We start from the raw sequence: 22,884 nt of genomic DNA, 5'->3' as shown, positions 1-22,884 counted from the left end.
GGTCAGCTGAATTTGAGCAACGTTAGAATTCGCGGAAAAATTCGGCGGGAGGAATGGCCGAAAATTTCGGAACGCTTCCGAAAGGGGGAAACGTTGGCTGACATCGCGCGAAGCTACGGATGCACTGCGCCAGCCATCCGCTACATCGTCCGCCGCGCAGACGATAAAGATATCAAACAGGAAAAGACTTTTCGCTCCGCGCCGCCGCGCGAAGAAACCGAGCGCGTATCGGCGCAGGTTCTTTCCGTTGAATCGCGGTTTCAGCCCATTCGCCGCTCCGGCGAGGAGATCTGGGGACGAGTGAGCAGCGACATCGCCGCCTTCCTGGCCGGCATGGATGCCATCTCGCTCAGTGAAAGCGACGAGAATTACGAAGCGCTGCTGCAGGCGATCGACCGGCTGCTGCGCTCGACGGCGACCACCCGTATGGAGGTGGAGCGGATTCTGGACAGCCGCAAAACCAGCCGCCGCAGAAGAGTACCCTGATCAGGGTACTTCGATACCTCTTTCCAGCTCCCTGTATCGGATTATTGCTGCGTTGCCGTGCATCATTCTGCAGGGCCGCGCAGCTTAATAATTCTCCATTGGAGTCTTCTGCATCTGGGTGAATACAGCGGGTAACGCCTGACGTCCTCAATAGACGGCATCAATAGGCATTGGTGCCGCGTAGCACGACCGGAATGGTCAGCAGAAGAATTTTTATATCCAGCAGCAGCGACCAGTTGGCGATATAGAACAGGTCGTGTTCAAGACGGATACGCATCTTTTCGAGCGTCTCCGTCTCGCCGCGCCAGCCATTCACCTGCGCCCAGCCCGTGATGCCCGGCTTGACGCGATGCCGCGCCAGATAGCCGTTGATGAGGCGGGCATAGAGATCGTTATGCGCCGTAGCATGCGGCCGCGGACCGACCAGCGACATCTCGCCGCGCAGCACGTTGAGGATCTGCGGCAGCTCATCGAGGCTGGTGCGCCGTAGAAAGGCGCCGATCCGCGTCACCCGTGGATCGTTCCGGCGCGCCTGCGGCGTTGAGGGATCAGGCACCGGATCGTGGTGCATGGTGCGGAATTTGAAGACACGGAACCGGTTATTGTTGAAGCCGTGGCGTTCCTGCCGGAACAGCACCGGTCCGGCGCTGTCCAGCTTGATCAAACAGGCGATCACCAGAAACACCGGCGCCAGCAGCATCAGCAGAAGGCTGGCCAGCACGACGTCTTCGGCGCGTTTGAGAGGTGCGCCCCAGCCGGCCAGCGGCCGCGACTGGATCGTCAGTGCCGAAATGCCGGCGACCTTGCTGAAACCCTGAATGGGAAAACCGAGATTGGGCAGCCGCGGATAGACTTTCACCTCCACCTGCGTGCTCGCCAGCTTCTCCACCGTCTCGCGCAGCGCGGCAGGCGGATCTTCCGGCATCGCGAGGATCACCTCGTCGATCTCGCCGGTATCGGCCATCGCAGCAAGAAGTTCCAGATTGCCGGTATTGCCGGCCCCGGAAGAAACGTCTCCATCCGCGAACAGGCCGACGACCCGCGCCTCGTCGCCATGCGCCTGCAATTCACCGGCGATTGCAGCCGCGGCCTGGCCGGTGCCGATCACCGCCACCCGGCGCGCCAGCCGGCCCTCCTTCTGCCAGCGCGCCAGCAGATGCCCCACCATGCCGCGCGTCGCGCATAGATAGATCCAGGTGAGCACGAACCATGCCGCCGCCCAGAGCGCCGTCACGTCGGCAGCCGTAAAGCCGCCTGCTGCGGAACTGACCTTATCGAAGATGCCCGGCGAAACCGTGAAGCTTTCGATCAGGGCCAGGCTTGCCAGTGCGCCGATCCAGGCGAGCGACACTTTCGTGATCTGCACGGCCACTCGGCGCATGCTGCGGATGCAGTATCCCTGCAGGAGATGCATGTAATTCGCCGTCAGCGTGGCGCAGAGCACGATGACGAGATAACGGGACGGCTGGCTCGCGTCCGGTCTTACGGTTTCCAGCAAAAGGCCGATCGCGCTGATGCCGATCCAGTCCCAGATCAGCATCAGTCCCGGAAGTCGCGTTACAAGATCGGTTGCACGGAATCTTTTGGCCGATCGGGATAACCCGAAATAGAGCGGTAGCCGCCCGAACAGTCCGACCTTTGGGCCGTAAAAAGTCTCGCCGCTGCCAGACATCGGCCTTCTCCCTTCCCATTTCCGGGCCCTTGCCCCGAACTTGTTCTTGCCTTTTCTTTTCTTTTCTTTTCTTATCGACACATTCGGCGGAAGACAAGCGGCAAATTGCAGCGGTGCAAAAGAGGCAGCTCGGCGTGATGAGACAAAACGTGATGAGCGCGTGCCGTTCACCCTACGGAGGCTGAGATGGGGCGGAATGCGAAACGCGACATTTGGCAGCCCGGTCGATCCGGAGGAACGTCCAGAGATGGGGCGGCGGGCGCGCTGATCCCGCGCGATGACGGTTTCATGGAGCGCGGCCCGGCCTGGCCGTTCCGCTTTTCGCGCGGCGGCGCAGACCAGGAGAGCGACGCTCTCGATTACATGGCCTTTCTGCGCACTTTATGGCGGCGCAAGGTGCTGTTCATCGCGATTGCGGCCTTGGCGACCGCGATTGCCAGCGCGATCATCCTGCGGCTGCCCGCGCAGTATGTTGCACATGCCCTCGTTGTGCTGGGGGATTCGTCGGAGGCAGGCCGCTCCAGCCGCGACACCGCGCCGATCCTTCCGCCCGACAGCATCGCGGTGCAAACCGCCGTCGAGATCCTGCAATCGCCGCAGCTCGCCGCCGAGGTCATCCGTGATCTTGGCCTGGAGGAGCATCCGGAATTCAACCGCGCCGTTGCTGCACGGAATGAAACCGGTGGGATCGCCCATGTCAGAAATGCCATAGAGGAGATCAAGCAGCTTATTCTTGGCCCCCCGCCGGCCATCGAGGCGGACGATGCCAGTCTCACGCTGTCGCAGGCAGTGCAGGGTTTTCTGTCCAACCTGCGGGTCAGCATCAAAAACAACTCCCGCATGATCGACGTGGCCATCAAGTCACGCGACCCGCAGCTCGCCATGCGGGTGACCAATGCGCTGGTCGATCACTACATCGCCCGCCAGCTCGAATTGCGCTCGGAATCGGCCAAGCGCACCTCGGAATGGCTGCGCGAGCGCATTGCCCAGCTGGAAGCGAAAGTGGCGGATGCGGAACGGGCGGTGGAGGAATTCCGCGCTCAGCACGGCCTGTTCTCCATGCCTGGTGGCTCGCCGCTCCTGCTCAAGCAGATGACGGATGTCAGCGCCGAGCTCGCCACCGCTGAGACAGCCCGCGCCGCCATCGAGGCGCGCCTGCTGCAATACCGCAGCTCGCTGGATCAGGCGATGCGCAGCCGCGTCACCGGCGATATCGTCAATTCCAAGCTGATGGAGGAGCTACAGATCGAGGAGGCCAAGGTCCAGCAGCAGATCGCCGCGATGTCGACGGAGTTCGGCGACAAGTATCCTCCTGCCGCCGCACTGCGGGAGAAGCTGCGCAACATCCACGCCGCCATGCGCCGCGAAAGCCAGCGGGTGATCTCCTCCATCGAAGACGACCTGCATATCGCGCGCATGAAGGAACAGGAACTGAGGCACCGGCTTGCCGGCCTGCAGGAAAATGTCGCCCGCATGAACGCAGCCGATGTCACGCTGCGGGCGCTGGAACGCACGGCCCAGGCCGATCGGCGCGTGCTGGACGATTTCATGGCGCGCCTGACGACCACCGTCCAGAATGCCGATACCTCCTGGCAGAAACCCGATGCGCAGATCGCGTCCTATGCGCAGCTGCCCGTCACTCCTGAAAGCCCCAAGCGCGCATTGCTGATCCTGGTCGCCGCAATCGGCTCGATGGTCGGCGCGGCAGCGACCGTGCTGCTTGTCGAAAGATCGGACCGCAGTATCCGCAGCCTCAAGGAGGTCGAGGACCAGCTCAAGATCCCCGGCCTCGGCATGCTGCCGGTCTCCGAAGCCGCGCGGCGTTCGCCAACCCAGGCGGCGCAGTATGGCTCGGCCTACCGCGAAGCGCTCAAGGCGGTCTATGCCGGCCTCTTCGCGGTGCAGAACGCGCCACGCGTGTCGGTGATTACATCGGCGCTGCCGGGCGAAGGCAAAACCACGCTGGCCCTGAGCCTTGCCGCACTGGCCGCGCAATGTGGCAACCGCGTTCTGCTGATCGACGCGGATTTCTGGAAGAAAGGCACCAGCGAGGCTTTGGGCGTCGGCGCCGGCGCCGGCCTCGCGGAACTGCTGGAGAGCAAAGCCCGTCTCAGCGAGGTGGTCATATCGGATGTCGTCTCCGGTGCCGATATCATGCTGCCCGGCCGGTTCTCGCGCGGCTCCCTGCTGACCTGGATCCGCCGCTTCCCCGAACTGCTGACCTTGCTTAAGGATCAATACGACATCATCATGATCGATGCCTCGCCCGTACTGGCAGCATCGGAAACGCTGCTACTGGCGCAGCATGCCGACAGCACCGTGATGGTGGTGCGCTGGGGCAGCACGGCACGCGATACGGTCGCCGTCGCGGCCAGCAAGCTGCGGCGCGCCGGCGCATCGCTGGCGGGCGCCATCACGACAATGGTCGACGACCAGGAGCATGCCAGCTACGGCTATGCGGCGGACTCCTATTTCCTTGAGGAATTCAGATCCTATCAGTCACCGCCGACGCGCTCCATCACCTGGACGCCGATAGCCGACGAAAGCGTGGAGGATGTGACGACGGTTGGCGGAACTGCCGGAACGGCAGGCGTCATCGCCCGGCGTCACGCACTTCTCGTCATCGACGTGCCCGACACGGCAGAAGCAGCCGGCGGCCATGGGCGGATCAAGGCGCCTGGCCGCCTGATCGACCGGATCAATGCGATTTCCGATCTCGCCGCCAAGTCAGGCGTGACGGTGATCTATGCCTCCCGGTATCTCGGCCATGCCGGCAAGGCCATGCGCAGCCAGGAGATCGCATCCGAAACGGCCCTGCAGCGGGTGTCCGACCACGTCTTCATCAAACATTCACCCGATGCATTCTCCAGCTCGCTCTTCAGCGCTTTCCTGCGCGAGAGCAAGATCGACCATCTCTTCATCGTGGGATGCGATGGCGTGACCTCTATCAACGAAACGGCGCAGTCCGCCCTGGAGCGCGGCTATAACGTCACCTTCATCCGGGACGGCATCTTCACCTCATCCGACCGCAAGTGGAAGCAGCTGCTCCAGCGCTTCGAAGCGCAGGCCGCCTTTGCCATCACCCAGGAGGAGTTCGCCGATTTCTGCCAGCGCCTGCGCCGCTTCGCCACTGCTTCATAGCTTAGCGCCTATGACCTCAGCCCAGCTTGCCTGCAATCGCAGGCAAGCTGAACCGACGTCTCAGCCTCAGACCTGACTCAACGGCGCTTCGTTCGCCGGTTATTTGGCCGCCGCGTCGAACGGCACAGTGTCGCGCATCGAGGGACGTTCGGAAAACTGCTTGAACCAGTTCGCCAGCGCCTCGCGCCCCTTGCGCCAGTCGTAATCGGGGAAACGGAAATCGAGATAGCCGAGCGCGCAGCCGGCTGCGATGGTGCCGATATCGACGCGGCCTTCCAGGGTGGCGACCTTGGCCTGCAGCGCATCGACGCAGGAGGTGATCTTCGCCATCTGGCCGTCGAGCCAGGGCTGCCACTTGTGTTCGGCCGGGCGCACCACCTGCTCGTAACGCGCCAGCAGCGCGGCGTCGAGCAGACCGTCGGCCAGCGCCTGATCGCGCAGAGCCTCCCACCGCGTCTCCCCTTTCGGGAACATACGATTGCCGCCGGCAAGATCGTCGAGATATTCGCAGATCACGCGTGAGTCATAGAGCGCGTAGCCGGAATCCGTGAAGAAGGTCGGCACCTTGCCCATCGGGTTGTGGGCCACGATGTTGGCGTCGCGGTTCACCGGATGCGCCGCGCTGGGCAGCTTCTCGATGCGGTCGGCAAGACCGAGTTCGATGCCGACAGCGAGAACCTTGCGCACATAGGGCGAAGCCGGGGAGTAGAAGATTTTCATCGGATGTCCTCCGTCTGCATGGGGTCTTTGCCGGCGAGATGGCAGCCGGCGATATAACCGAAGGTGAGCGCCGGGCCGAGCGTAATGCCGGCGCCGGGATAGTGGCCGCCCATGATCGAGGCCATGTCGTTGCCGCAGGCATAGAGACCAGCAATGACCCGTCCGTCCCGGCCGATCACCTGAGCATGGCTGTTGGTCTGCAATCCGGCCGCCGTGCCGATATCGCCGGGATAGACCCGCGCGGCATAGAAGGGGCCGGTGCGGACCGGGCCAAGATTGGGATGGCCGGGATTATCGGGATCGCCGTAATAGCGGTTGTATTCGGAAGAGCCCTTGCCAAAATCCTCGTCGGTCCCGGCGGCAGCGAAGCGGTTGACCCGGCCGACCGTATCCTCCAGCGCGGCAGCATCGATCCCGAGCTTCGCGGCCAGTTCTGCGATGCTCTTGGCCTCGATCAGATAGCCATCGCGGATGAGATGCCGGCGCGGCCGTTTGCCCGGCAGCGCAAGGCCAAGTCCCCATTTGTCGATGAAGGGACGGTCGCAGACCAGATATGCCGGAATGTTGCCGGTGCGGAACATGGCGCGGACGAATTCATGGTAGCTGGTGCCTTCATTGACGAAGCGCCGGCCATTCTTGCCGACGGCAATCAGACCGGGCTTGGCGCGGTCCCAGACCAGATGCGGGAAACGCACTTCCTTGCCGTCCGCCTGCTTCCAGATGGAAACCGGCGCCCAGAAGGCCATGTCGGCCGGCGATTCAAGGAAGTTGCCGCCAACGGCCTGCGCCATGCGGATGCCGTCGCCGGCATTCTCTTCCGGCGCCATCGACCACATTCCCGCTCCCGGCGGCGCCAGACGCCGCCGCAGCTCGGCATCCCAGGGAAAACCGCCGGTCGCCATCACCACGCCGCGGCGGGCGCCATACTGCTCGCCCTGGACGGTCTCGACGCCAATGACGCGGCCATCCCGCTCCAGCAGACGCTTCGCAGCGGCGTTGGTGACGATGGTGATGCCCAGCGCGTCGGCACTTTTCAGCAGCCGGGCAGCCAGCGCATTGCCCATCAGCAGACGCGTGCCGCGCCGGTAGCCCGTCACCCGGTCGCGGAAATAGCGCAGGACCAGCGCCATGCCGTATTTCCAGGACGTGAACGAGCGCGTGACGTTGAGCAGGTGCTTCACATCGGTCAGGTTGACCATCATGCCGCCCAGCACCATGAATTCCTTCAGCGGATCGCGCAGCCGCGCGAAACCGTCGCGCAGTTCGCGGGCATCGAAGGGCAGTGGATCCATCGGCCGGCCGGCCTTTCCGGCGCCGGGCAGTTCGGGATAATAGTCGGGCGAATAGGCGCGCGCGGCGAATTTCACATCCGTGTTCTTGTCGAAGAACGACACCATCCGCGGGCCGGCGCGCAGGAAGGCATCCATCAGATCGGGCCGCATCGCGTTGCCGAGCACCTGCTGCAGATACTGCCGCACATCGGCCTCGCTGTCCTCGATGCCCATCGACCGTGCGTGAGGATTGTTCGGAATCCAGACGGCGCCGCCCGAAACGGCGGTGGAGCCGCCCACCTTGGGGGCTTTCTCCAGAACCACGACCGACAGACCATGGATGGCTGCAGTCAGCGCCGCGGCCATACCGCCGGCGCCGGAGCCCACAACCACGACATCATACTCACGCATCGCACTGCTCATCGTCTTGCCTAACGCTTCAGCGCCATCTCCGCGCCGGACTTGTGGGTGAGGAATCCGGCCGTCAGCCCGCCATCGACCGGCAGGATGCTGCCGTTCACATAACTGGCACGATCCGACAGCAGATAGAGAATGGCATCCGCCACTTCCGAAGGCTGCGCGATGCGGCCAAGCGGCGTGCGGTCTTCCATCACGCCGGTCACGAAATCGGCTGGCACGCCGGCGCGGATCATCGGCGTATCGACCGCGTTCGGCGCCACGGCGTTGACGCGCAGGCCGAAACGGCCCCATTCGATGGCAAGCGTCTTCGTCAGGCCGATCACGCCCCATTTGGACGCCGCATAATTCGCCCGGCCGCTCTGGCCGCCAAGTCCGGTAATCGATGCAATCGTGACGATGGCGCCTGAACCGCGCTCGACCATGCGGCGGCCGACCGCCTGGCAGGTCAGGAAGGTACCCTTCAGGTTGGTGTCGAGCACCAGATCCCAGACATCTTCCGGCATGGTGATGGCATGGGCCGCGCGGGCCACGCCGGCGCTGGGCACGACGCCGGCCAGCGGGCCGACAGCCTTCTCCGCCGCCTCGACCACCGCTTCCGTTGCAGCGGCATCGCGTACATCCAGGGCAAAATCCGCCGCTCGTATGCCATGCCTGCGGCATTCTTCGGCAATCGCCGCGGCCGCGTCGCCATTCAGATCGGCCAGCGCCAGATGGGCGCCCTCCGCGGCCAGCGCCAGCGCGAGCGCCCGCCCGATCCCCTGACCGGCTCCGGTGATCAGATAGGCGCGACCGGCGAGACCGAATGTCTGAGGCATGTTACAGGCCCATACCGCCGCCAAGCGACTTGCCGCCATCAACCAGCAGGGTCTGCCCGGTAATGAAATCGGTACGCGGCGCGGCGAAGAAAGCCACGGCATTGGCGATGTCTTCCGGCCGCCCTGCCTTGCCGGTCGGCTGCAGGGAAAGCTGGTACTTCAGCCGCTCCTCGCTGAGCGCGCGCAGGATCGGCGTATCGATCAGGCCCGGCGCCACCGCGTTGACAGAGATGCCGCGCGAGGCCAATTCGATGGCCATGGCGCGGGTCAGACCGACCACGGCAGCCTTGGACGCCACATAATGGGCATGGCCGCGCGCTCCCAGGAAGGCGCGCGAGGCGATGTTGATGATGCGGCCGCCGGCTTCCATCCGTTTTGCCGCTTCCTGCGCGACGATGAACAGCCCGACGACGTTGACCTGATGCGCCTGGTCGAAATCCTTCTCAGTAAGCTCGAAGAAAGGCCGGTCGGTGAAGATGCCGGCATTGTTGACCGCAACGTCGATGCGCGGCAGGCGGTCAAAAGCCGCCGACACCGCCGCACGGTCCCGGATGTCCAGCCCGATGCCTTCGGCCTTGCCACCGCCGGCCGAAATCTCGCGGGCGGCCTGCTCGGCTGCCGCGGCCTGCAGGTCGGCGATCACGACATGAAAACCGTCTTCCGCAAGCCGCGCGGCGATGGCCCGGCCGATGCCCTGGGCCCCGCCGGTGACAAAAGCAACACGCTGCGCGGTCATGTCACGCCCCCAGATAGGCCTGGCGCACGCGGTCGTCCTGCACCAGATCGGCCGAGTTGCCCTCGAAGGCGATTTCGCCGTTTTCAAGAATATAGGCGTAGTCGGAAACGTTCAGTGCGATGCGCGCATTCTGCTCCACCAGCAGAATCGTCAGGCCTTCCTTGTTGAGCTGGCGGATGATGGCAAAGATCTGTTCGACCAGCAGCGGCGACAGGCCAAGCGACGGCTCATCCAGCAGCAGAAGCTTCGGGCGACCCATCAGCGCGCGGGCAATCAGCAGCATCTGCTGCTCGCCGCCCGACAGGGTTCCGGCCTCCTGCGTGAAACGCTGGCGCAGGCGCGGGAAATACTCGCAGACGCGATCAAAATCCTGCCGGATCGCCGCCTTGTCGCGCCGCAGATGGGCGCCGATCTCGAGATTCTCGCGCACGCTCATCCTGGCGAAGATCTCGCGGCCTTCGGGCACCTGGCAGACGCCGAGCGCGACCATCTCTTCGGATGCCAGGCGATCGACGCGGCGCCCTTCAAAATGAATTTCCCCCGAGGTCAGCGGAACGACGCGGGAAATGCAGTTCAGCGTCGTGGTCTTGCCAGCGCCATTGGCACCCAGCAGCGCGACAATGCGCCCTGTGTCCACCTTCAGGCTGACGCCCGAGAGCGCGTTGATGCGGCCGTAGCCCGCAGAAATCGCTTTCAGCTCGAGCATCATGCCGCGGCCCCTCCTTCACGGCCGAGATAGGCCTCGATCACCTGCTGGTTCTGGCGCACTTCGGCCGGCAGGCCTTCAGCGATCTTCTGGCCGAAGCTGAGCACAGTGATCCCGTCGGAAATGGACATCACAAGCTGCATCACATGCTCGACCAGGATGACGGTAAGGCCCTCCTTGCGCACCAGATCGACCAGCAGGCGGTCCAGCGCGGCGATCTCGCGATTGCGCAGGCCCGCAGCCGGCTCGTCGAGCAGCAGCAGTTTCGGCCGCACGGCCAGGGCGCGCGAAAGTTCCAGCAGCTTCTGATGGCCGAAATCGAGGGCATCGGCCTGCTCGTTGCGATAATCGGCCAGCCCCGTGCGCTCAAGGATGGCTTCGGCCTCGAGGCGCATCTGGCGCGGCGACAGCCGTTTGCCGTCGCGCTTCAGCGCGGCATCCAGGCCGACCATGACGTTCTCCACCACGCTGATGCCGTTGAACAGCTCCAGGTTCTGGAAGGTGCGCGCAATGCCGCGGATGGCCGTGCCATGGGCCGGCGTCTGCATCAGGCTCGTGCCCTGGAAGAGGATGTCGCCGCTCACCGGCTGATAGTAGCGCGAGATGCAGTTGAATACCGTGGACTTGCCGGCGCCGTTCGGACCGATCAGCGCGTGGATCGATCCCGGCATCACGTCCATCGAGAAGTCGTTCACGGCCGTCAGACCGCCGAACTTCACGGTGAGGTTCTTGATCGAGAGGAAGGGTGTCACGGTCATTTCGCCGCACTCCGCCCGAACCGCGCCTTGATGGCACCGGCCACGCCCTTGGGCGCGTACATCATGAACAGGATCAGGATCACGCCGTAGATGATCTCCTGATACGACGGGGCCTGACGCAGAAGCTCCTGGATCAGGCCAAGGATCAGCGCGCCCATGATCGCCCCAGCAATCGACCCGAGGCCGCCGACGACGATCATGGTCAGCACCAGGATCGTCGTGGTGAAACCGAGGCTGTCGGGATGGATGAAGGACGAGAAGCTGGCATAGACGCCGCCGGCCAGTCCGGCATAGACCGCGGACAGCGTAAACGCGATCACCTTGGTGAGCCGCACGTTGACGCCTAGCGCCAGCGCGGCCGGCTCAGACTCGCGCACGGCGCGGAAGGCGCGGCCCAGCCGCGACCGCATCAGCGCAACGGTCGCCAGCACGACGACAATGGTGACAGCCAGCACGATGTAATAGGCGTCATGGTCGTTGGTGATGCGGAAGCCGAACATGCTGGCCTGCGGGATGCGCATGCCGTTCGGCCCGTTGGTCACGTCGTCCCAGCTTTTGAACACCCACTGCATCGCCTCGCCGAAAGCGAAGGTCGACAGCGCCAGATAGATGTCGCGCATGCGAAAGGAGACCGCGCCGAGCAGGAAACCGATCGCGCCGGCCAGCAGCATGCCGGCCACGATGGCGACCGGAAACGGCACATCGAAGCGTCCGGCCAGGATCGCGGTGGTGTAGATGCCGATGCCGTAGAAGGCGACATGGGCAAGGCCGAACTGGCCGGTCTCGCCGATCAGGATGTTCAGCCCCAGGGCGAGGATGATGTAGATCAGCATCAGGTTCGCCAGATAGACGACGTAACCTGTGGTCAGGTGCGGCAGCACGATCAGCGCGATCAGCGCAACCGCCAGCGAACCCAGCTTTGCGGGGAGTGTGATGGGCATGGTCATACCTTCTTCACCGCAACCTTGCCGCCCAGCAGGCCCTGCGGCCGCAGCACCAGCACCAGCATGATGGCGACGAAGGGCGCGACCGAGATGGCGCGCGAGGAAATGAACAGGCCGACGAGATTCTCGACGACGCCGATGATGATGCCGCCCAGAACCGCGCCAGGCAGGCTGGTGAAGCCGCCGATGATGGCGGCGGCGAAACCGAGAATGACGACGCTGCCCATATCGGCGGTCATCAGGATCTTCGGCGCGATCAGGATGGCGGCCAGCGACGACAGCAGGCCGGACAGCCCCCAGATCAGCATCCGCGTCCGCCGCAGGTTGATGCCGACCAGCACCGCAGCCTTGGGGTTCATGCCCACGGCGCGCATGGCGCGGCCGGTGCGGGTGAAGTTGAAGAACAGGAAGAAGATCGTCATCGACAGGACAGCCAGCACCAGGATGCCGATATCCTGCATGGTCAGCACGGCCTGACCGATCATCACGGTGTCATTGCCGAAGATAGACGGGAAGGAGCGCGGCACGTCGCCCACGCCGGTCTTGCGCACCAGTCCCTTGAGCACAAACGACAGACCCAGGGTGGCGATCACCACATTGACGGTGACCGCCGCCGAGGAGCCGATCTTCTGCAGCACGATGCGGTAGAACAGCGCAGCCGCGATGAAGGCGATACCGAGGCTGATCGGGACCACCGCCACGAACGGCAGCGCCAGGAACACGAGCAGATACAGCGCAACATAGGCGGCCGCCATGAACAGTTCGCCGGCGGCGAAGTTCGGGGCGTCCGTCGTCTTGAAGATGATGACAATGGCGACGGCCAGCAGGGCATAGATGCTGCCTGTCACCAGGCCGGATGCCACACCCTGCTGAAGGAATAGCCAGATTACTTGCCAGTCCATGGCCGTGCCCTTGCCTCTGTTGACTGATTACGGCTTGTAGACCCAGCGGCTCACATAAACGCCGGGCTGCAGCTCCTGCTTGTCGCCGTCGAACTTCAGGAAGATCGACGATTCCTGACCCGCACGGTCATTCTCGCCATAGCTGATCAGACCGGCCATGACGCCCGATTCGAAGGTCAGCGACCGCATGATGCGGGCAACGCCCTCGCGCGTCGGGTTCGGACCGGCCAGCAGCAGCGCATGGGTGACGGTCTGGGCCGCCGGGATGCCATACGGCATGTACGGCGTCGGATGGTCGGGCTTGGCCGCCAGTTCCGGATAACGCTTCTTGTACATGTCGAGGACCCACTTCTGCTTTGGGCCATCGGGCGTGTCGTTGATCACGTCCTGGACGTAGAAGTTCTTGAACGCGTCCTTGGTGCCGACGTTGTCGACCAGCTGCTTCAGGTTGGCGGTGCCGGTCACCGTCAGGATGATCGGCATCTTCATGCCCAGTTCATGCGCCTTCTTGAGGATCAGGGTCGCCGGGCGGGCATAGGTGGTCAGGATGATCACATCCGGATTGAAGGCGCGGATCTTCAGCAGTGGCGCGGTCACATCCGTGATGTTGGGATTGATCGACTCGACGCTGAGCGTGGCGCCGGCTTCCTTGGCGGTGAACTCGGCGGTTTCCAGATTCCACGCGCCATAAGCATCGTCGTGGTTGATGTAGCCGATCTTCTTACCCTTGAGATGACGAGTGGCGAAGTCGACCGCGGTGCCGCCGACTGCGCGCTGCGAGATCGAGATGGCGCCGAAGATGTAGTCGGTCGGCGGATACAGCGCGCCGTCACCCGACGCATTCAGCATCACGTAAGGGACCTTGGCGCGGGTGACGTATTCCTGCGCCGCCACGGCAGCCGCCGAGCAGGAGCCGCCGTTGATCATGAACACCTTGTCCTGCTCGACCAGCTTCTTCACGGCCGCGACCAGGTCGTTGGCGTTGCAGCGGTCGTCCTCGATCACCAGTTCAATCTTGCGGCCCCAGATGCCGCCCATGCTGTTGACCGTCTCGTACCACATGCGGGCCGCATTCAGCGGATCCTCGCCATAGGCCTGCGCCGGACCCGAAAGCGGCGCAAAAAGGCCGATCTTGATGGTGTCGTCGGTGATACCAGGATCACTGTAGCTGCCCTGGCCGGCCTTGACCGGAAATGCCTGGGCGCTGAAACCGGCTGAGCCGGTCAGCACGAGACCCATTAAGGCCGCTCTGAACATGGTTTTCATTGGTCTTCCTCCCTCTCTGGAAACCGGGGTTACTGCATGCGATAGCCGCCGTTCACGTCGATGGTGACCCCGGTCAGGTAACCGGCGGCCGGTGAAACGAGATATCCGACGGCAGAAGCGACATCCTCGGGCGTGCCGAGGCGATTGAGCGGAATGGCGGCTGCCATGGCGGCGTCGCCCTCGGGCGACAGCGACTGGCGCAGCATCGGCGCGTCGATCACGCCCGGCGCCACGGCATTCACGGTGATGCCGTACGGCGCGGCTTCGCGGGCCGCTGCCTTGGTGAAGCCGAGCACGCCGGCCTTGCTGGCGATGTAGGCGCTGCTGGAACGATAGCCGCCGAGCTGGGCGGCGACCGAACCGAGCGTGACGATGCGGCCATGTTCCACCGGCGTCTTCACGCGGCGGCGCAGATAGGCGCGGCAGCACAGAAAGGTGCCGCGCGCATTCACAGCATGGGTCTTTTCCCAGTCGTCCAGCGATGTTTCCCAGATCGGCAGGCGCTGTCCGCCCGGCAGGATCAGGATGCCGGCATTGCAGACCAGAACGGAGATCGGGCCGCGCTCGGCCTCGATCCGGTCGAACAGAGCTTCGACCTCCGATTCGACGCTGACATCGAGCCGTAAGGCGGCATGGCCCTTGCCAGGCAGCGCCGCCGCAGTCGCCTGGGCGGCTTCGATCTCAAGATCGGCAATGATCACCGTCAGGCCGTCCGCGGCCAGACGCTGCGCGATGGCGGCGCCGATGCCCCGGGCGCCGCCGGTCAACAAGGCAAGTCGGGTGACTGACTCGGTCTTCTCCGCGGAACCGGAGACTGTCGCATTTTTCATCACGGTGCCCAGATTTGAGCGCGTTTCCTGACCCTATGTGCATACATTTTTGTGAGCGCGTCAATACTATCTGATAAATAAATTTCACATGTAACTAATTAAAATGGCGGAAAATCAGTATAAATATCATTTTCGCTATACATTTAGGCGAAGTAGTAGTAATGCCTGCTCGCTTTCATGTATACATTCTCCCGACCGCCTCCGCCGGATGCATAATGGAACCACATGAGCAAACGGACCCGTTCCCAATCGGTGACTGATCAGCTCCGCGAGCTGATCCTGCAGGGCACCTTCAATCCCGGCGAACGCCTCTATGAAATCCCTTTGGCTGAGCGCATGGGGGTTTCGCGCACGCCGGTGCGCGAAGCGCTCAACACGCTGCGCATCGAAGGCCTGCTGGATTACGAGACGCAGCGCGGCTACGGCGTGCGCGAATTCGGCACGCACGACATCGTCGCCGCCTATGAGGCGCGCGCCGCGCTGGAAGGCCTTGCCTGCCGGATGGCGGCGGAGAACGGCCTGTCGAAGGAGGATCTCGCCATCCTTGAGCGCTGCGTGGCCGATGGCGACAGCCTGTTGTCCAGCGGCAAGCTGCTGCCGGAGAATCTGGCGCGTTACCGCCAGATGAATGTCGACTTCCACGAGACGATCCTGCGCGCGTCAGGCGCACGCATTCTGGGCGATCTGGTGCGGCAGACGCATAACATCCCCTTCGCCTCGAACCGCATCATGGTCTGGGACGACTACCAGATCATCCACCGCTCGCATGACGATCACCATCGCATCTTCGATGCGATCTCGCGCCGCCAGGCCAAACGCGCCGAAGCCCTGATGCAGGAACATGTCTTCTTCGCCGGCCAGGTGCTGAAAAAGCATATCGAGGCCAAGGCGCGCATCGCCGAAGAGCCGGGCGAACGCGGATAGCATCTAAAATCTGCCCGCATCCGGCTCCGCAAGATTGGGTGCGCTATCCAAATTCGCCGACCGGCACACCGACTGCGTTGGTTTCGCAGGCAATGAGGGTGCCGGGATACATCCGGTCACCGACCTGTTTGTCGAGTGAAGTGATGAACATCGTTTTCATATCGGGCCCGCCAAAGCATGGCATCGTTGGCGCCGGCACAGGCAGCTCGATCGACTCCAGAAGTTCTCCGCTGGGAGAAAACTTGTTCAACCGGCCGGACGTAATGCCTGCACTCCAGTAATTGCCATCCGTATCGACCGCCGCCCCATCGGGCAGGCCCAATGCCTCATCCGGCGCCGCCAATGTGCGCACGTTCGATAGGTTCCCGGTTCTGATGTCAAAGTCATAAGCTCGGATATCCGGCGCCCGGGAGTCTGCGTGGTACATCACTTTGCTGTCCGGGCTCCATGCCAGGCCGTTCGATGCCCGCACGCCCTCGACGACCCGCGTGCAGCCGCCGTCCGGCGTAATCCGGTACAGGGCGGCAGTCGGCTGACGGGGAATAGCGTCATGCATGCTTCCAACCCAGAAGCACCCGTCCGGCCCCACTTTGCCGTCGTTAAGGCGATTCATATGCAGGTCCGGTTCCGGATGAACCAGGAACTCCAACTTTTCCGACTTTGGGTCAAACAGGTGGACACCGGTACGCAGCGCCACGATCAGGCGGCCACCTTTGGCCAGCCCGATGCTCCCGACGGCTGCGGGCATCTTGAAGTGCTGCACGTCGCCCGTCACCGGATCGAGAGAATGGATGGATGGCGCCAGTATGTCGACGAACCACAGACGCTGGCGACGCATGTCCCAGACGGGGCTCTCACCCAGAATTAAGTCAAAAGAGATGCACTGCCTGAATTCCACCATCCGCCTCACATCATTGCAATTTTGATATATCATATAGTATAATTCAACGATTCTGCAAACTAGGTTGGAAACGATGCCCAATACATTGAAAGCCCGCCTTCAGGCCGGGAAAGCCAGCATAAATGGGTGGCTCTCGATCCCATCAGGCTATTCCGCCGAGTTGATGGCGCGTTGCGGCTGGGACAGCATCACTGTCGATCTGCAGCATGGCGTGCAGGACTACGCCAGCATGGTTCAGTGCTTCCAGGCCATGTCCGCTTTCCCTGCCACGCCGCTCGTTCGGGTTCCCACGAATGAAGCGGGCATCATCGGCAAGGCATTGGATGCCGGCGCCTGGGGCGTAATTTGCCCGATGGTCAATTCGGCCGCTGAGGCCAAGGCGCTCGTCGATGCCTGCATGTATCCGCCACTTGGCCGGAGATCCAACGGCCCCAATCGCGCCGCCACCTATGGCGGAAGCAGCAGTTATCAGGACATCGCGAACGACGAAGTTCTGGTGATTCCGATGATTGAGACTGCGGAGGCGGTCGCCAACCTTAAGGCCATTCTCGATGTTCCCGGGGTCAGCGGCGTGTATATCGGACCCAGCGATCTCGGCTTCGCGATAGGCCTGAAACCACTGTTTGACCGAGAAGAGCCAGCGATTCTGGATATCTATGCCACCGTTACATCGGAAGCCCGCAAACGTGGGAAATTCGCGGGTCTTCATACCATCAGCCTCGAATATGCCAATCGCATGATTGCAGCAGGCTTCACTTTCGTGACCGTCGGCAGCGACGCCTCCTTGATGACTAAGGCGGCAAAGGACGCTCTGGCCGCGGTCAAGAAGGGATGATGGCGATGAAACCCACTGAAAGGCTGCGCGAACTGGGGCTGGTACTGCCGCCACCGCGCAAGCCGGTCGGAAACTTCGTGCCTGCGGTTCGCAGCGGCAACCTGCTCTTCCTGTCAGGCCAGGGGCCAGTGCTGCCGGATGGCACAGCCTTTACCGGCAAGGTCGGGCAGGACTTCAGTGTGGATGAAGCATACGAACATGCGAAAATCTGCACCCTGAACCTGCTCGCACTGGCTCATGACGCACTCGGCTCTATCGATTCGATTGAGCGGATCGTCAAAGTGCTCGGCTTTGTGAACGGGGTCCCCGATTTTGGCGACCAGCCACGGGTCATCAATGGCTGCTCCGACCTGCTTATCGCCATCTTCGGGCCGGAACGTGGCGCTCATGCGCGGTCGGCAGTCGGCGCCGGGTCGTTACCGCGTCAGATCTCGGTCGAAGTCGAAATGGTGGTCGAAGTCAGCTGAGGCACACCGCGTAAAAGCTGTTTATTGTTTCGAACCAAGTACACTTTATAATGTGCATCAAATCTCGCTTCATCCACGTTAGCGGGCGAGACGAATGTTCGACGACCATAGAGCCATGCCATCGATTGCGCCCCTCAACCCAGAGTTAGATCCGGACGAAGCGATTGGCTTGACTCGCGACAGCCTTTCCGAACGGATTTACTCCCGTCTACGCGTCGCCCTTCTGACTGGCCTGTACGCACCAGGGACGCGCCTCAGCATTCGCAAGCTCGCCGCCACCTATCACACTTCCCCAACCCCGGTGCGCGAAGCGATTTTCCAGCTTGTTCGTGAAGGCGCCCTGGAGCTGAAACTCGGCTACCAGCCTCGTGTGCCGCAGCTCTCGATCGAGCAGTACATTAACATCCGGGAAACGCGCGTCCCGCTTGAGCGGCTTGCCGCCGAACTCAGCACCGTCAATATCACGGAAACTGAGATCCAAAAGCTTCGCGAGTTGCATCAGGCCTTCGTGGACTGCGAGAAGGCCGAGAATTGGAAAGCGGCGCTGATCGCAAATCAGGAATTTCACTTCACCATTTATCGCGCCTCCCGCAATGACATTCTGGTGCGTTGCATCGAGAATCTCTGGCTGTTGGCGGGCCCGATCATCAGCTACCAGTACCCGCACATCCGGCAGGCAGCGGCGGAAACGCATCCGCATTTGCTCGTCATCGACGCGCTGTCGCGGCGCTCGCCGTCGGAAGCCGGTGAACTGATCGTGCGCGATCTTCGCGAAGGTTCCTACCGGATCATCGAGCAGATGAAGGCCGGGGTTGTCGGCGAACCCCAGAAAAAGATGCGCAAAGCACGCGCTCCGCGCTGATCCTGCGTAGGATTGGCGATTCGCCGTCTGTCCGTACCATTGTGTTATGACGGCTACCGCAGGTGCCTGTCGCGGGACGCATCGCAATCATTAGTGATGTAGTGCGCCGCCAACCGGTATGCGTATCGCGCCCACGATGCGCGCGAAGATATTGGTAGGCATCATTTGCCAGACGCTTTTCTCGACCCGCAGAGATGCGTCTGCCTAACATCCCAACAGATTACGAAGAACTCATCGACGGGTGTCGATAAGTCAGCCTCGCCGCTTCGACCGAAGCGCGCCTGCGGCGAGCGCTGTATGGCCCGCCCGCCTCATAGACAGCGTCCGTCAGAAGAAGAATCCAGTTGCGATGCATTTTTGAAATATCATATATTATTTTCAGTAATAAGGGGGGAAGCGTTGCTTAAAATCATTGCAAGACGCGTCATGACCGCTATTCCGGTCATGTTTCTCGTGGCGCTGCTGGTTTTTGGCCTCCTTTACCTCGCGCCGGGCGACCCCGCCGTTTTGTTTGCAGGCGATCAAGCTACTCCCGAACAGATCGCTCAGATCCGGGCCAGGATGGGCCTCGATCGCCCCTTCCACATCCAGTTCGGCACATGGCTGTGGAACGTGGTCCACGGAGATCTCGGCGTTTCCCTCGTTTCGAACGTCCCGGTCACCAGCCTGATCGCCCAGCGCCTTGAGCCCACCCTCTCACTTACTGTTCTCACGCTGGTTTGGTCTGTCGCTGTGGCAGTGCCTCTGGCCGTCGTCGCAGCGGCTAAACGCGGTTCTGCCATCGATCGTCTTGTCATGTTGATGGGGGTGGCCGGTTTTTCGGTCCCGGTATTCGTCTTTGCCTACTGCGCCAGCTACATCCTTGCTGTCGAATTGCAGTGGCTCCCCATCCAAGGCTACACGCCTCTGTCCAAGGGTATCTGGCCCTGGCTCAGAAGCCTGATCCTGCCTGCCTTTGCGCTCGGAACCGGCTATGTCGCGCTGATTTCCAGGATTGGGCGCGCTGCGCTCGTTGAGATCCTGCAGCAGGATTACATCCGCACGGCAAAAGCCAAGGGCGCGAATGCGCAACGTATTCTGTTCCGCCATGCCCTGAAGAATGCCGCCGTGCCCATGGTTACGATTGTCGGCCTGGGCGTTGGTCTTCTCATCGGCGGCGCTGTCGTAACGGAATCCGTTTTTGCCATTCCCGGTATCGGGCGCCTCACCGCCGACGCCATTCTTCGCCGCGACTACCCGGTCATTCAGGGCGTCGTGCTGCTGTTCTCCTTCACCTACATGGTCATCAACCTCGTGATCGACCTCATCTACCCATTCTTCGACCCGAGAATTCGGTACTGACCATGCGTACATCCCGTTTCGCCGAAAATCCGGCCGTCGCAACGCCGCTTCCCGACATTTTGGAAGAACGGATTCCTCGTTCCGGGCTTCTCGGAATGATTCAGCGCAACATCTCGGTCACCATCGGCTTGGCAGGCATTGCCATCATCATCTTCATCGGAATCTGTGCCCCCTGGCTCGGTACTGTCGATCCACTGTCAATCAATCCTGCAATGCGGACGCGCCCGCCATCGGCGGAACATTTCTTTGGCACCGACGCACTCGGCCGCGACCTGTGGTCCCGCGTCCTTTATGGAACCCGCGTCTCTCTGACGGTGGGCTTCTCTGTCGCCGCTTTGGCGACGGGCATTGGCGTCTTGCTCGGCGTGATGGCTGGGTACATTCGCGCCGCTGAGGGTTTGATTATGCGGGCGATGGACGCCGTCATGTCGATTCCGTCCATCCTCCTCGCCATCGCCCTCGTCGCGCTGATCCGCCCTTCGGTATCGAACGTCATCTTCGCCATTACGGTTGCTGAAGTCCCACGCGTGGCACGCCTTGTTCGCTCCGTGGTGATTTCCCTGCGAGAGCTTGCCTGGGTCGAAGCGGGCATCGTCAGCGGCTCGAATTCGACGAAGATCATCCTGCGCCACATTCTTCCGAATGCGGCAGCACCCATCATCGTGCAAGCGACCTACATTTGCGCCAGCGCCATGATCATTGAGGCGACGCTCTCCTTTATAGGCGCCGGGACTCCGGCTTCCATCCCCTCCTGGGGAAACATCATGGCCGAGGGTCGTTCGCTCTGGCAGGTAAAGCCTCTCATCGTGCTGATCCCCGCGGCCTTCCTTTCGGCAACGGTGCTTGCAGTGAACGTCGTCGGCGACGGACTTCGCGACGCGCTGGACAGCCGTTTGGTCAAGGACATCTGACCATGGCATTGTTAGAAGTCCAAAACCTGCAGACGCATTTCCGCACGCCCCGAGGCATCAACCGGGCTGTGAATGGCGTTTCCTTTCAGGTTAAGGCCGGAGAAACACTCGCCATCGTCGGGGAATCGGGCTGCGGAAAATCGGTCACTTCGATGTCGATCATGCGGCTTCTCCCGCCCGGAATGGCAAAGAGCGCTGGTCGAATCATTTTCGATGGACGGGATTTGCTCACTCTGTCCGAAAAGGAGATGGAGCGGGTCCGCGGCAACGACATCGGCATGATCTTCCAGGAGCCGATGACCAGCCTGAACCCCGTACTGACCGTCGGATTCCAGATTCAGGAAACCATTGCGCTGCACCAGCGGGTTCCCAGATCCGAGCTGAAGCGCCGCGCTCTGGAGATGCTCGATCTCGTCGGCATACCCGACCCCTCGCGCAGGCTCCAGGAATATGCGCATCAGCTCTCGGGCGGCATGCGTCAGCGCATCATGATTGCGCTTGCGCTTGCCTGCAAACCGAAGCTGCTAATTGCTGATGAGCCTACGACCGCTCTGGATGTGACCATCCAGGCGCAGATTCTCGACCTGCTGCGTCAAATCCAGCGCGAGCAGGGCACCGCCATCATCTTCATCACTCATGACCTTGGCGTGGTGGCGGAGTCGACCGACCGCGTGGCGGTGATGTATGCCGGCCGTATAATCGAGGAGGCGGCAACGTCAACGCTGCTGGCCAATCCCCGGCATCCCTACACACAGGGCCTGTTGGCGGCCGTACCGCGCATCGGCGCCTCACAGCGGGCTCGCCTGGCAGAAATTCCGGGCCTGGTGCCAGACCTGCGGAAAAAGCTGGAAGGCTGCGCATTTGCCAACCGCTGCGCCTATGCCAGCGACATGTGCCGGAAACTGGAACCTGCGCTGACCCAGAAAGCGCCCGGCCATTGGGCTGCCTGCCACCTCGTGGAGCTGGAAGGGGGACCGGCATGACCGCAACACCGCTTCTCAGCGTCCGCAACCTGGCAAAACACTATGTCCACGGTCACGGCTTCTTCGGTTTGGGCAAGCGCACCGTCAAGGCCGTCCAGGACGTCAGCTTCGACATCGCACGCGGCGAAACGCTCTCGCTTGTTGGAGAGTCAGGATGCGGCAAGTCGACTGTCGGCAAGGCGATAGCCGGCCTCCATCCGGCAACGCATGGCGAGATCCTGTTGAACGGAAAACCCATCACCAGCCCGGAATACAAGGCTGGGCAGTTATGGCACCGCAAGGTCCAGGTGGTATTCCAGGATCCTTATTCGAGCCTCGATCCGAGAATGCGGGTGCGCGATATCATTGCCGAGCCGTTGAAGAATTTCGGCCTGGCCAAAGACCGTCAGGATCTCAACGCGCAGATTGCCCGCCTGATTGATCTTGTCCGTCTGCCCAGAGACTCCGCAGACCGCTATCCTCACGAATTCTCCGGTGGCCAGCGGCAGCGTATCGGCATTGCACGCGCTCTGGCGCCCAATCCCGAGCTGATTATCTGTGACGAGGCAGTTTCTGCGCTCGACGTGTCGGTCAAAGCCCAGATCGTCAATCTGCTGGCTGACCTCCGCAACGAACTCGGATTGGCGCTCCTCTTCATCAGTCACGACTTGGCGATCGTCGACCACATCACGGACCGGGTGGCCGTCATGTATCTGGGTCGCATTGTCGAGATCGGGTCGCGCAACGAGATTTTCGACAACCCGAAACATCCCTATACGCGGGCGCTCCTTTCGGCCGTTCCCATGGTGGACCCCGCCGCGCGTCGGGAACGCATCATCCTGAAGGGAGAATTGCCCTCTCCATTCAATCCGCCATCTGGCTGCACTTTCCGCACGCGGTGTCCGCTCGCTCAGGACCTCTGCGCGCACGACATTCCGCGCCTGACACCTGTCGGCGGAAATCAGCAGGCCGCCTGCCACTTACTGCCGATGGCGCCGGCCACCATCGCTTAAT

22 protein-coding genes are annotated in these 22,884 nt (G+C 62.3%); 10 read left to right on the top strand and 12 right to left on the bottom strand.

Features of this window, described 5'->3' with window-relative positions; all coding sequences use genetic code 11:
• Positions 1 to 93: 93 nt before the first annotated feature.
• A complete protein-coding gene (locus tag Q0603_RS06410) occupies positions 94 to 486 on the top strand; it encodes a hypothetical protein (RefSeq protein WP_298723763.1) in 393 nt (130 codons plus the stop codon).
• Between the two features lie 160 nt (positions 487 to 646).
• Here the strand turns inward: Q0603_RS06410 and Q0603_RS06405 are convergent, their stop codons facing one another.
• Positions 647 to 2,026 carry an undecaprenyl-phosphate glucose phosphotransferase gene (locus Q0603_RS06405; RefSeq protein WP_298723761.1) on the bottom strand — a complete coding sequence of 460 codons (1,380 nt, stop codon included), beginning with the start codon at positions 2,024 to 2,026 and terminating at the stop codon, positions 647 to 649.
• Positions 2,027 to 2,446: 420 nt separating this feature from the next.
• Between Q0603_RS06405 and Q0603_RS06400 the strand changes: the two genes are divergently transcribed.
• Positions 2,447 to 5,299 (top strand): isochorismatase family protein, encoded by a 2,853-nt coding sequence (locus Q0603_RS06400; RefSeq protein ID WP_298723759.1) that lies wholly within the window; start codon positions 2,447 to 2,449, stop codon positions 5,297 to 5,299.
• A 99-nt stretch (positions 5,300 to 5,398) separates the two neighbouring features.
• Here Q0603_RS06400 and Q0603_RS06395 read toward each other — a convergent pair whose 3' ends face one another.
• Genes Q0603_RS06395 through Q0603_RS06350 form a run of 10 tightly spaced genes read right to left on the bottom strand, consistent with a single transcriptional unit; the run spans position 5,399 to position 14,667 of the window.
• On the bottom strand, positions 5,399 to 6,019 hold the full coding sequence (locus Q0603_RS06395) for a glutathione S-transferase (protein ID WP_298723756.1): 621 nt from the start codon (positions 6,017 to 6,019) through the stop codon (positions 5,399 to 5,401).
• On the bottom strand, positions 6,016 to 7,701 hold the full coding sequence (locus Q0603_RS06390; protein WP_298723754.1) for an FAD-dependent oxidoreductase: 1,686 nt from the start codon (positions 7,699 to 7,701) through the stop codon (positions 6,016 to 6,018). The genes Q0603_RS06395 and Q0603_RS06390 overlap by 4 nt, the downstream gene beginning before the upstream one ends.
• Positions 7,702 to 7,721: 20 nt before the next feature.
• The gene (locus tag Q0603_RS06385; protein WP_298723752.1) at positions 7,722 to 8,525 is read right to left on the bottom strand and encodes an SDR family NAD(P)-dependent oxidoreductase; all 804 of its coding nucleotides are present in this window, start codon (positions 8,523 to 8,525) and stop codon (positions 7,722 to 7,724) included.
• Between the two features lies 1 nt (position 8,526).
• Positions 8,527 to 9,261 (bottom strand): SDR family NAD(P)-dependent oxidoreductase, encoded by a 735-nt coding sequence (locus tag Q0603_RS06380; RefSeq protein WP_298723750.1) that lies wholly within the window; start codon positions 9,259 to 9,261, stop codon positions 8,527 to 8,529.
• A gap of 1 nt (position 9,262) precedes the next feature.
• Positions 9,263 to 9,970, bottom strand: a complete 708-nt coding sequence (locus tag Q0603_RS06375; RefSeq protein WP_298723749.1) for an ABC transporter ATP-binding protein — start codon at positions 9,968 to 9,970, stop codon at positions 9,263 to 9,265.
• Positions 9,967 to 10,725, bottom strand: a complete 759-nt coding sequence (locus tag Q0603_RS06370) for an ABC transporter ATP-binding protein (protein WP_298723747.1) — start codon at positions 10,723 to 10,725, stop codon at positions 9,967 to 9,969. The genes Q0603_RS06375 and Q0603_RS06370 overlap by 4 nt, the downstream gene beginning before the upstream one ends.
• Entirely contained in the window at positions 10,722 to 11,666 is a 945-nt protein-coding gene (locus Q0603_RS06365) for a branched-chain amino acid ABC transporter permease (RefSeq protein ID WP_298723745.1), read from the bottom strand. The genes Q0603_RS06370 and Q0603_RS06365 overlap by 4 nt, the downstream gene beginning before the upstream one ends.
• Positions 11,667 to 11,668: 2 nt before the next feature.
• A complete protein-coding gene (locus Q0603_RS06360; protein ID WP_298723743.1) occupies positions 11,669 to 12,571 on the bottom strand; it encodes a branched-chain amino acid ABC transporter permease in 903 nt (300 codons plus the stop codon).
• Positions 12,572 to 12,598: 27 nt separating this feature from the next.
• A complete protein-coding gene (locus tag Q0603_RS06355) occupies positions 12,599 to 13,837 on the bottom strand; it encodes an ABC transporter substrate-binding protein (RefSeq protein ID WP_298723741.1) in 1,239 nt (412 codons plus the stop codon).
• 29 nt (positions 13,838 to 13,866) lie between these two features.
• A complete protein-coding gene (locus Q0603_RS06350) occupies positions 13,867 to 14,667 on the bottom strand; it encodes an SDR family NAD(P)-dependent oxidoreductase (RefSeq protein ID WP_298723739.1) in 801 nt (266 codons plus the stop codon).
• Positions 14,668 to 14,892: 225 nt separating this feature from the next.
• Between Q0603_RS06350 and Q0603_RS06345 the strand changes: the two genes are divergently transcribed.
• On the top strand, positions 14,893 to 15,591 hold the full coding sequence (locus Q0603_RS06345) for a GntR family transcriptional regulator (RefSeq protein ID WP_298723737.1): 699 nt from the start codon (positions 14,893 to 14,895) through the stop codon (positions 15,589 to 15,591).
• Positions 15,592 to 15,634: 43 nt separating this feature from the next.
• Here Q0603_RS06345 and Q0603_RS06340 read toward each other — a convergent pair whose 3' ends face one another.
• Entirely contained in the window at positions 15,635 to 16,492 is an 858-nt protein-coding gene (locus tag Q0603_RS06340; protein WP_298723734.1) for an SMP-30/gluconolactonase/LRE family protein, read from the bottom strand.
• Between the two features lie 73 nt (positions 16,493 to 16,565).
• Between Q0603_RS06340 and Q0603_RS06335 the strand changes: the two genes are divergently transcribed.
• The 7 genes from Q0603_RS06335 (at position 16,566) to Q0603_RS06305 (ending at position 22,883) form a co-directional block, all read left to right on the top strand.
• On the top strand, positions 16,566 to 17,327 hold the full coding sequence (locus tag Q0603_RS06335) for an aldolase/citrate lyase family protein (RefSeq protein WP_298723731.1): 762 nt from the start codon (positions 16,566 to 16,568) through the stop codon (positions 17,325 to 17,327).
• Between the two features lie 5 nt (positions 17,328 to 17,332).
• Entirely contained in the window at positions 17,333 to 17,794 is a 462-nt protein-coding gene (locus Q0603_RS06330) for a RidA family protein (protein WP_298723729.1), read from the top strand.
• A 94-nt stretch (positions 17,795 to 17,888) separates the two neighbouring features.
• Positions 17,889 to 18,656 carry a GntR family transcriptional regulator gene (locus tag Q0603_RS06325; RefSeq protein ID WP_298723727.1) on the top strand — a complete coding sequence of 256 codons (768 nt, stop codon included), beginning with the start codon at positions 17,889 to 17,891 and terminating at the stop codon, positions 18,654 to 18,656.
• Between the two features lie 399 nt (positions 18,657 to 19,055).
• On the top strand, positions 19,056 to 19,997 hold the full coding sequence (locus Q0603_RS06320) for an ABC transporter permease (protein WP_298723725.1): 942 nt from the start codon (positions 19,056 to 19,058) through the stop codon (positions 19,995 to 19,997).
• A 2-nt stretch (positions 19,998 to 19,999) separates the two neighbouring features.
• Complete coding sequence (locus tag Q0603_RS06315) at positions 20,000 to 20,908, top strand: ABC transporter permease (RefSeq protein ID WP_298723722.1); 909 nt, start codon at positions 20,000 to 20,002, stop codon at positions 20,906 to 20,908.
• 2 nt (positions 20,909 to 20,910) lie between these two features.
• Positions 20,911 to 21,891, top strand: a complete 981-nt coding sequence (locus tag Q0603_RS06310; RefSeq protein WP_298723720.1) for an ABC transporter ATP-binding protein — start codon at positions 20,911 to 20,913, stop codon at positions 21,889 to 21,891.
• Positions 21,888 to 22,883, top strand: coding sequence for an oligopeptide/dipeptide ABC transporter ATP-binding protein (locus tag Q0603_RS06305; RefSeq protein WP_298723718.1), 996 nt, complete (start codon positions 21,888 to 21,890; stop codon positions 22,881 to 22,883). The genes Q0603_RS06310 and Q0603_RS06305 overlap by 4 nt, the downstream gene beginning before the upstream one ends.
• Position 22,884 lies beyond the last annotated feature (1 nt).

This window comes from uncultured Ferrovibrio sp. (assembly GCF_937960835.1).
Classification (GTDB): domain Bacteria; phylum Pseudomonadota; class Alphaproteobacteria; order Ferrovibrionales; family Ferrovibrionaceae; genus Ferrovibrio.
The sequence above is the reverse complement of the archived record's forward strand: the minus strand, read 5'-3'. Positions and strand labels throughout refer to the sequence as shown.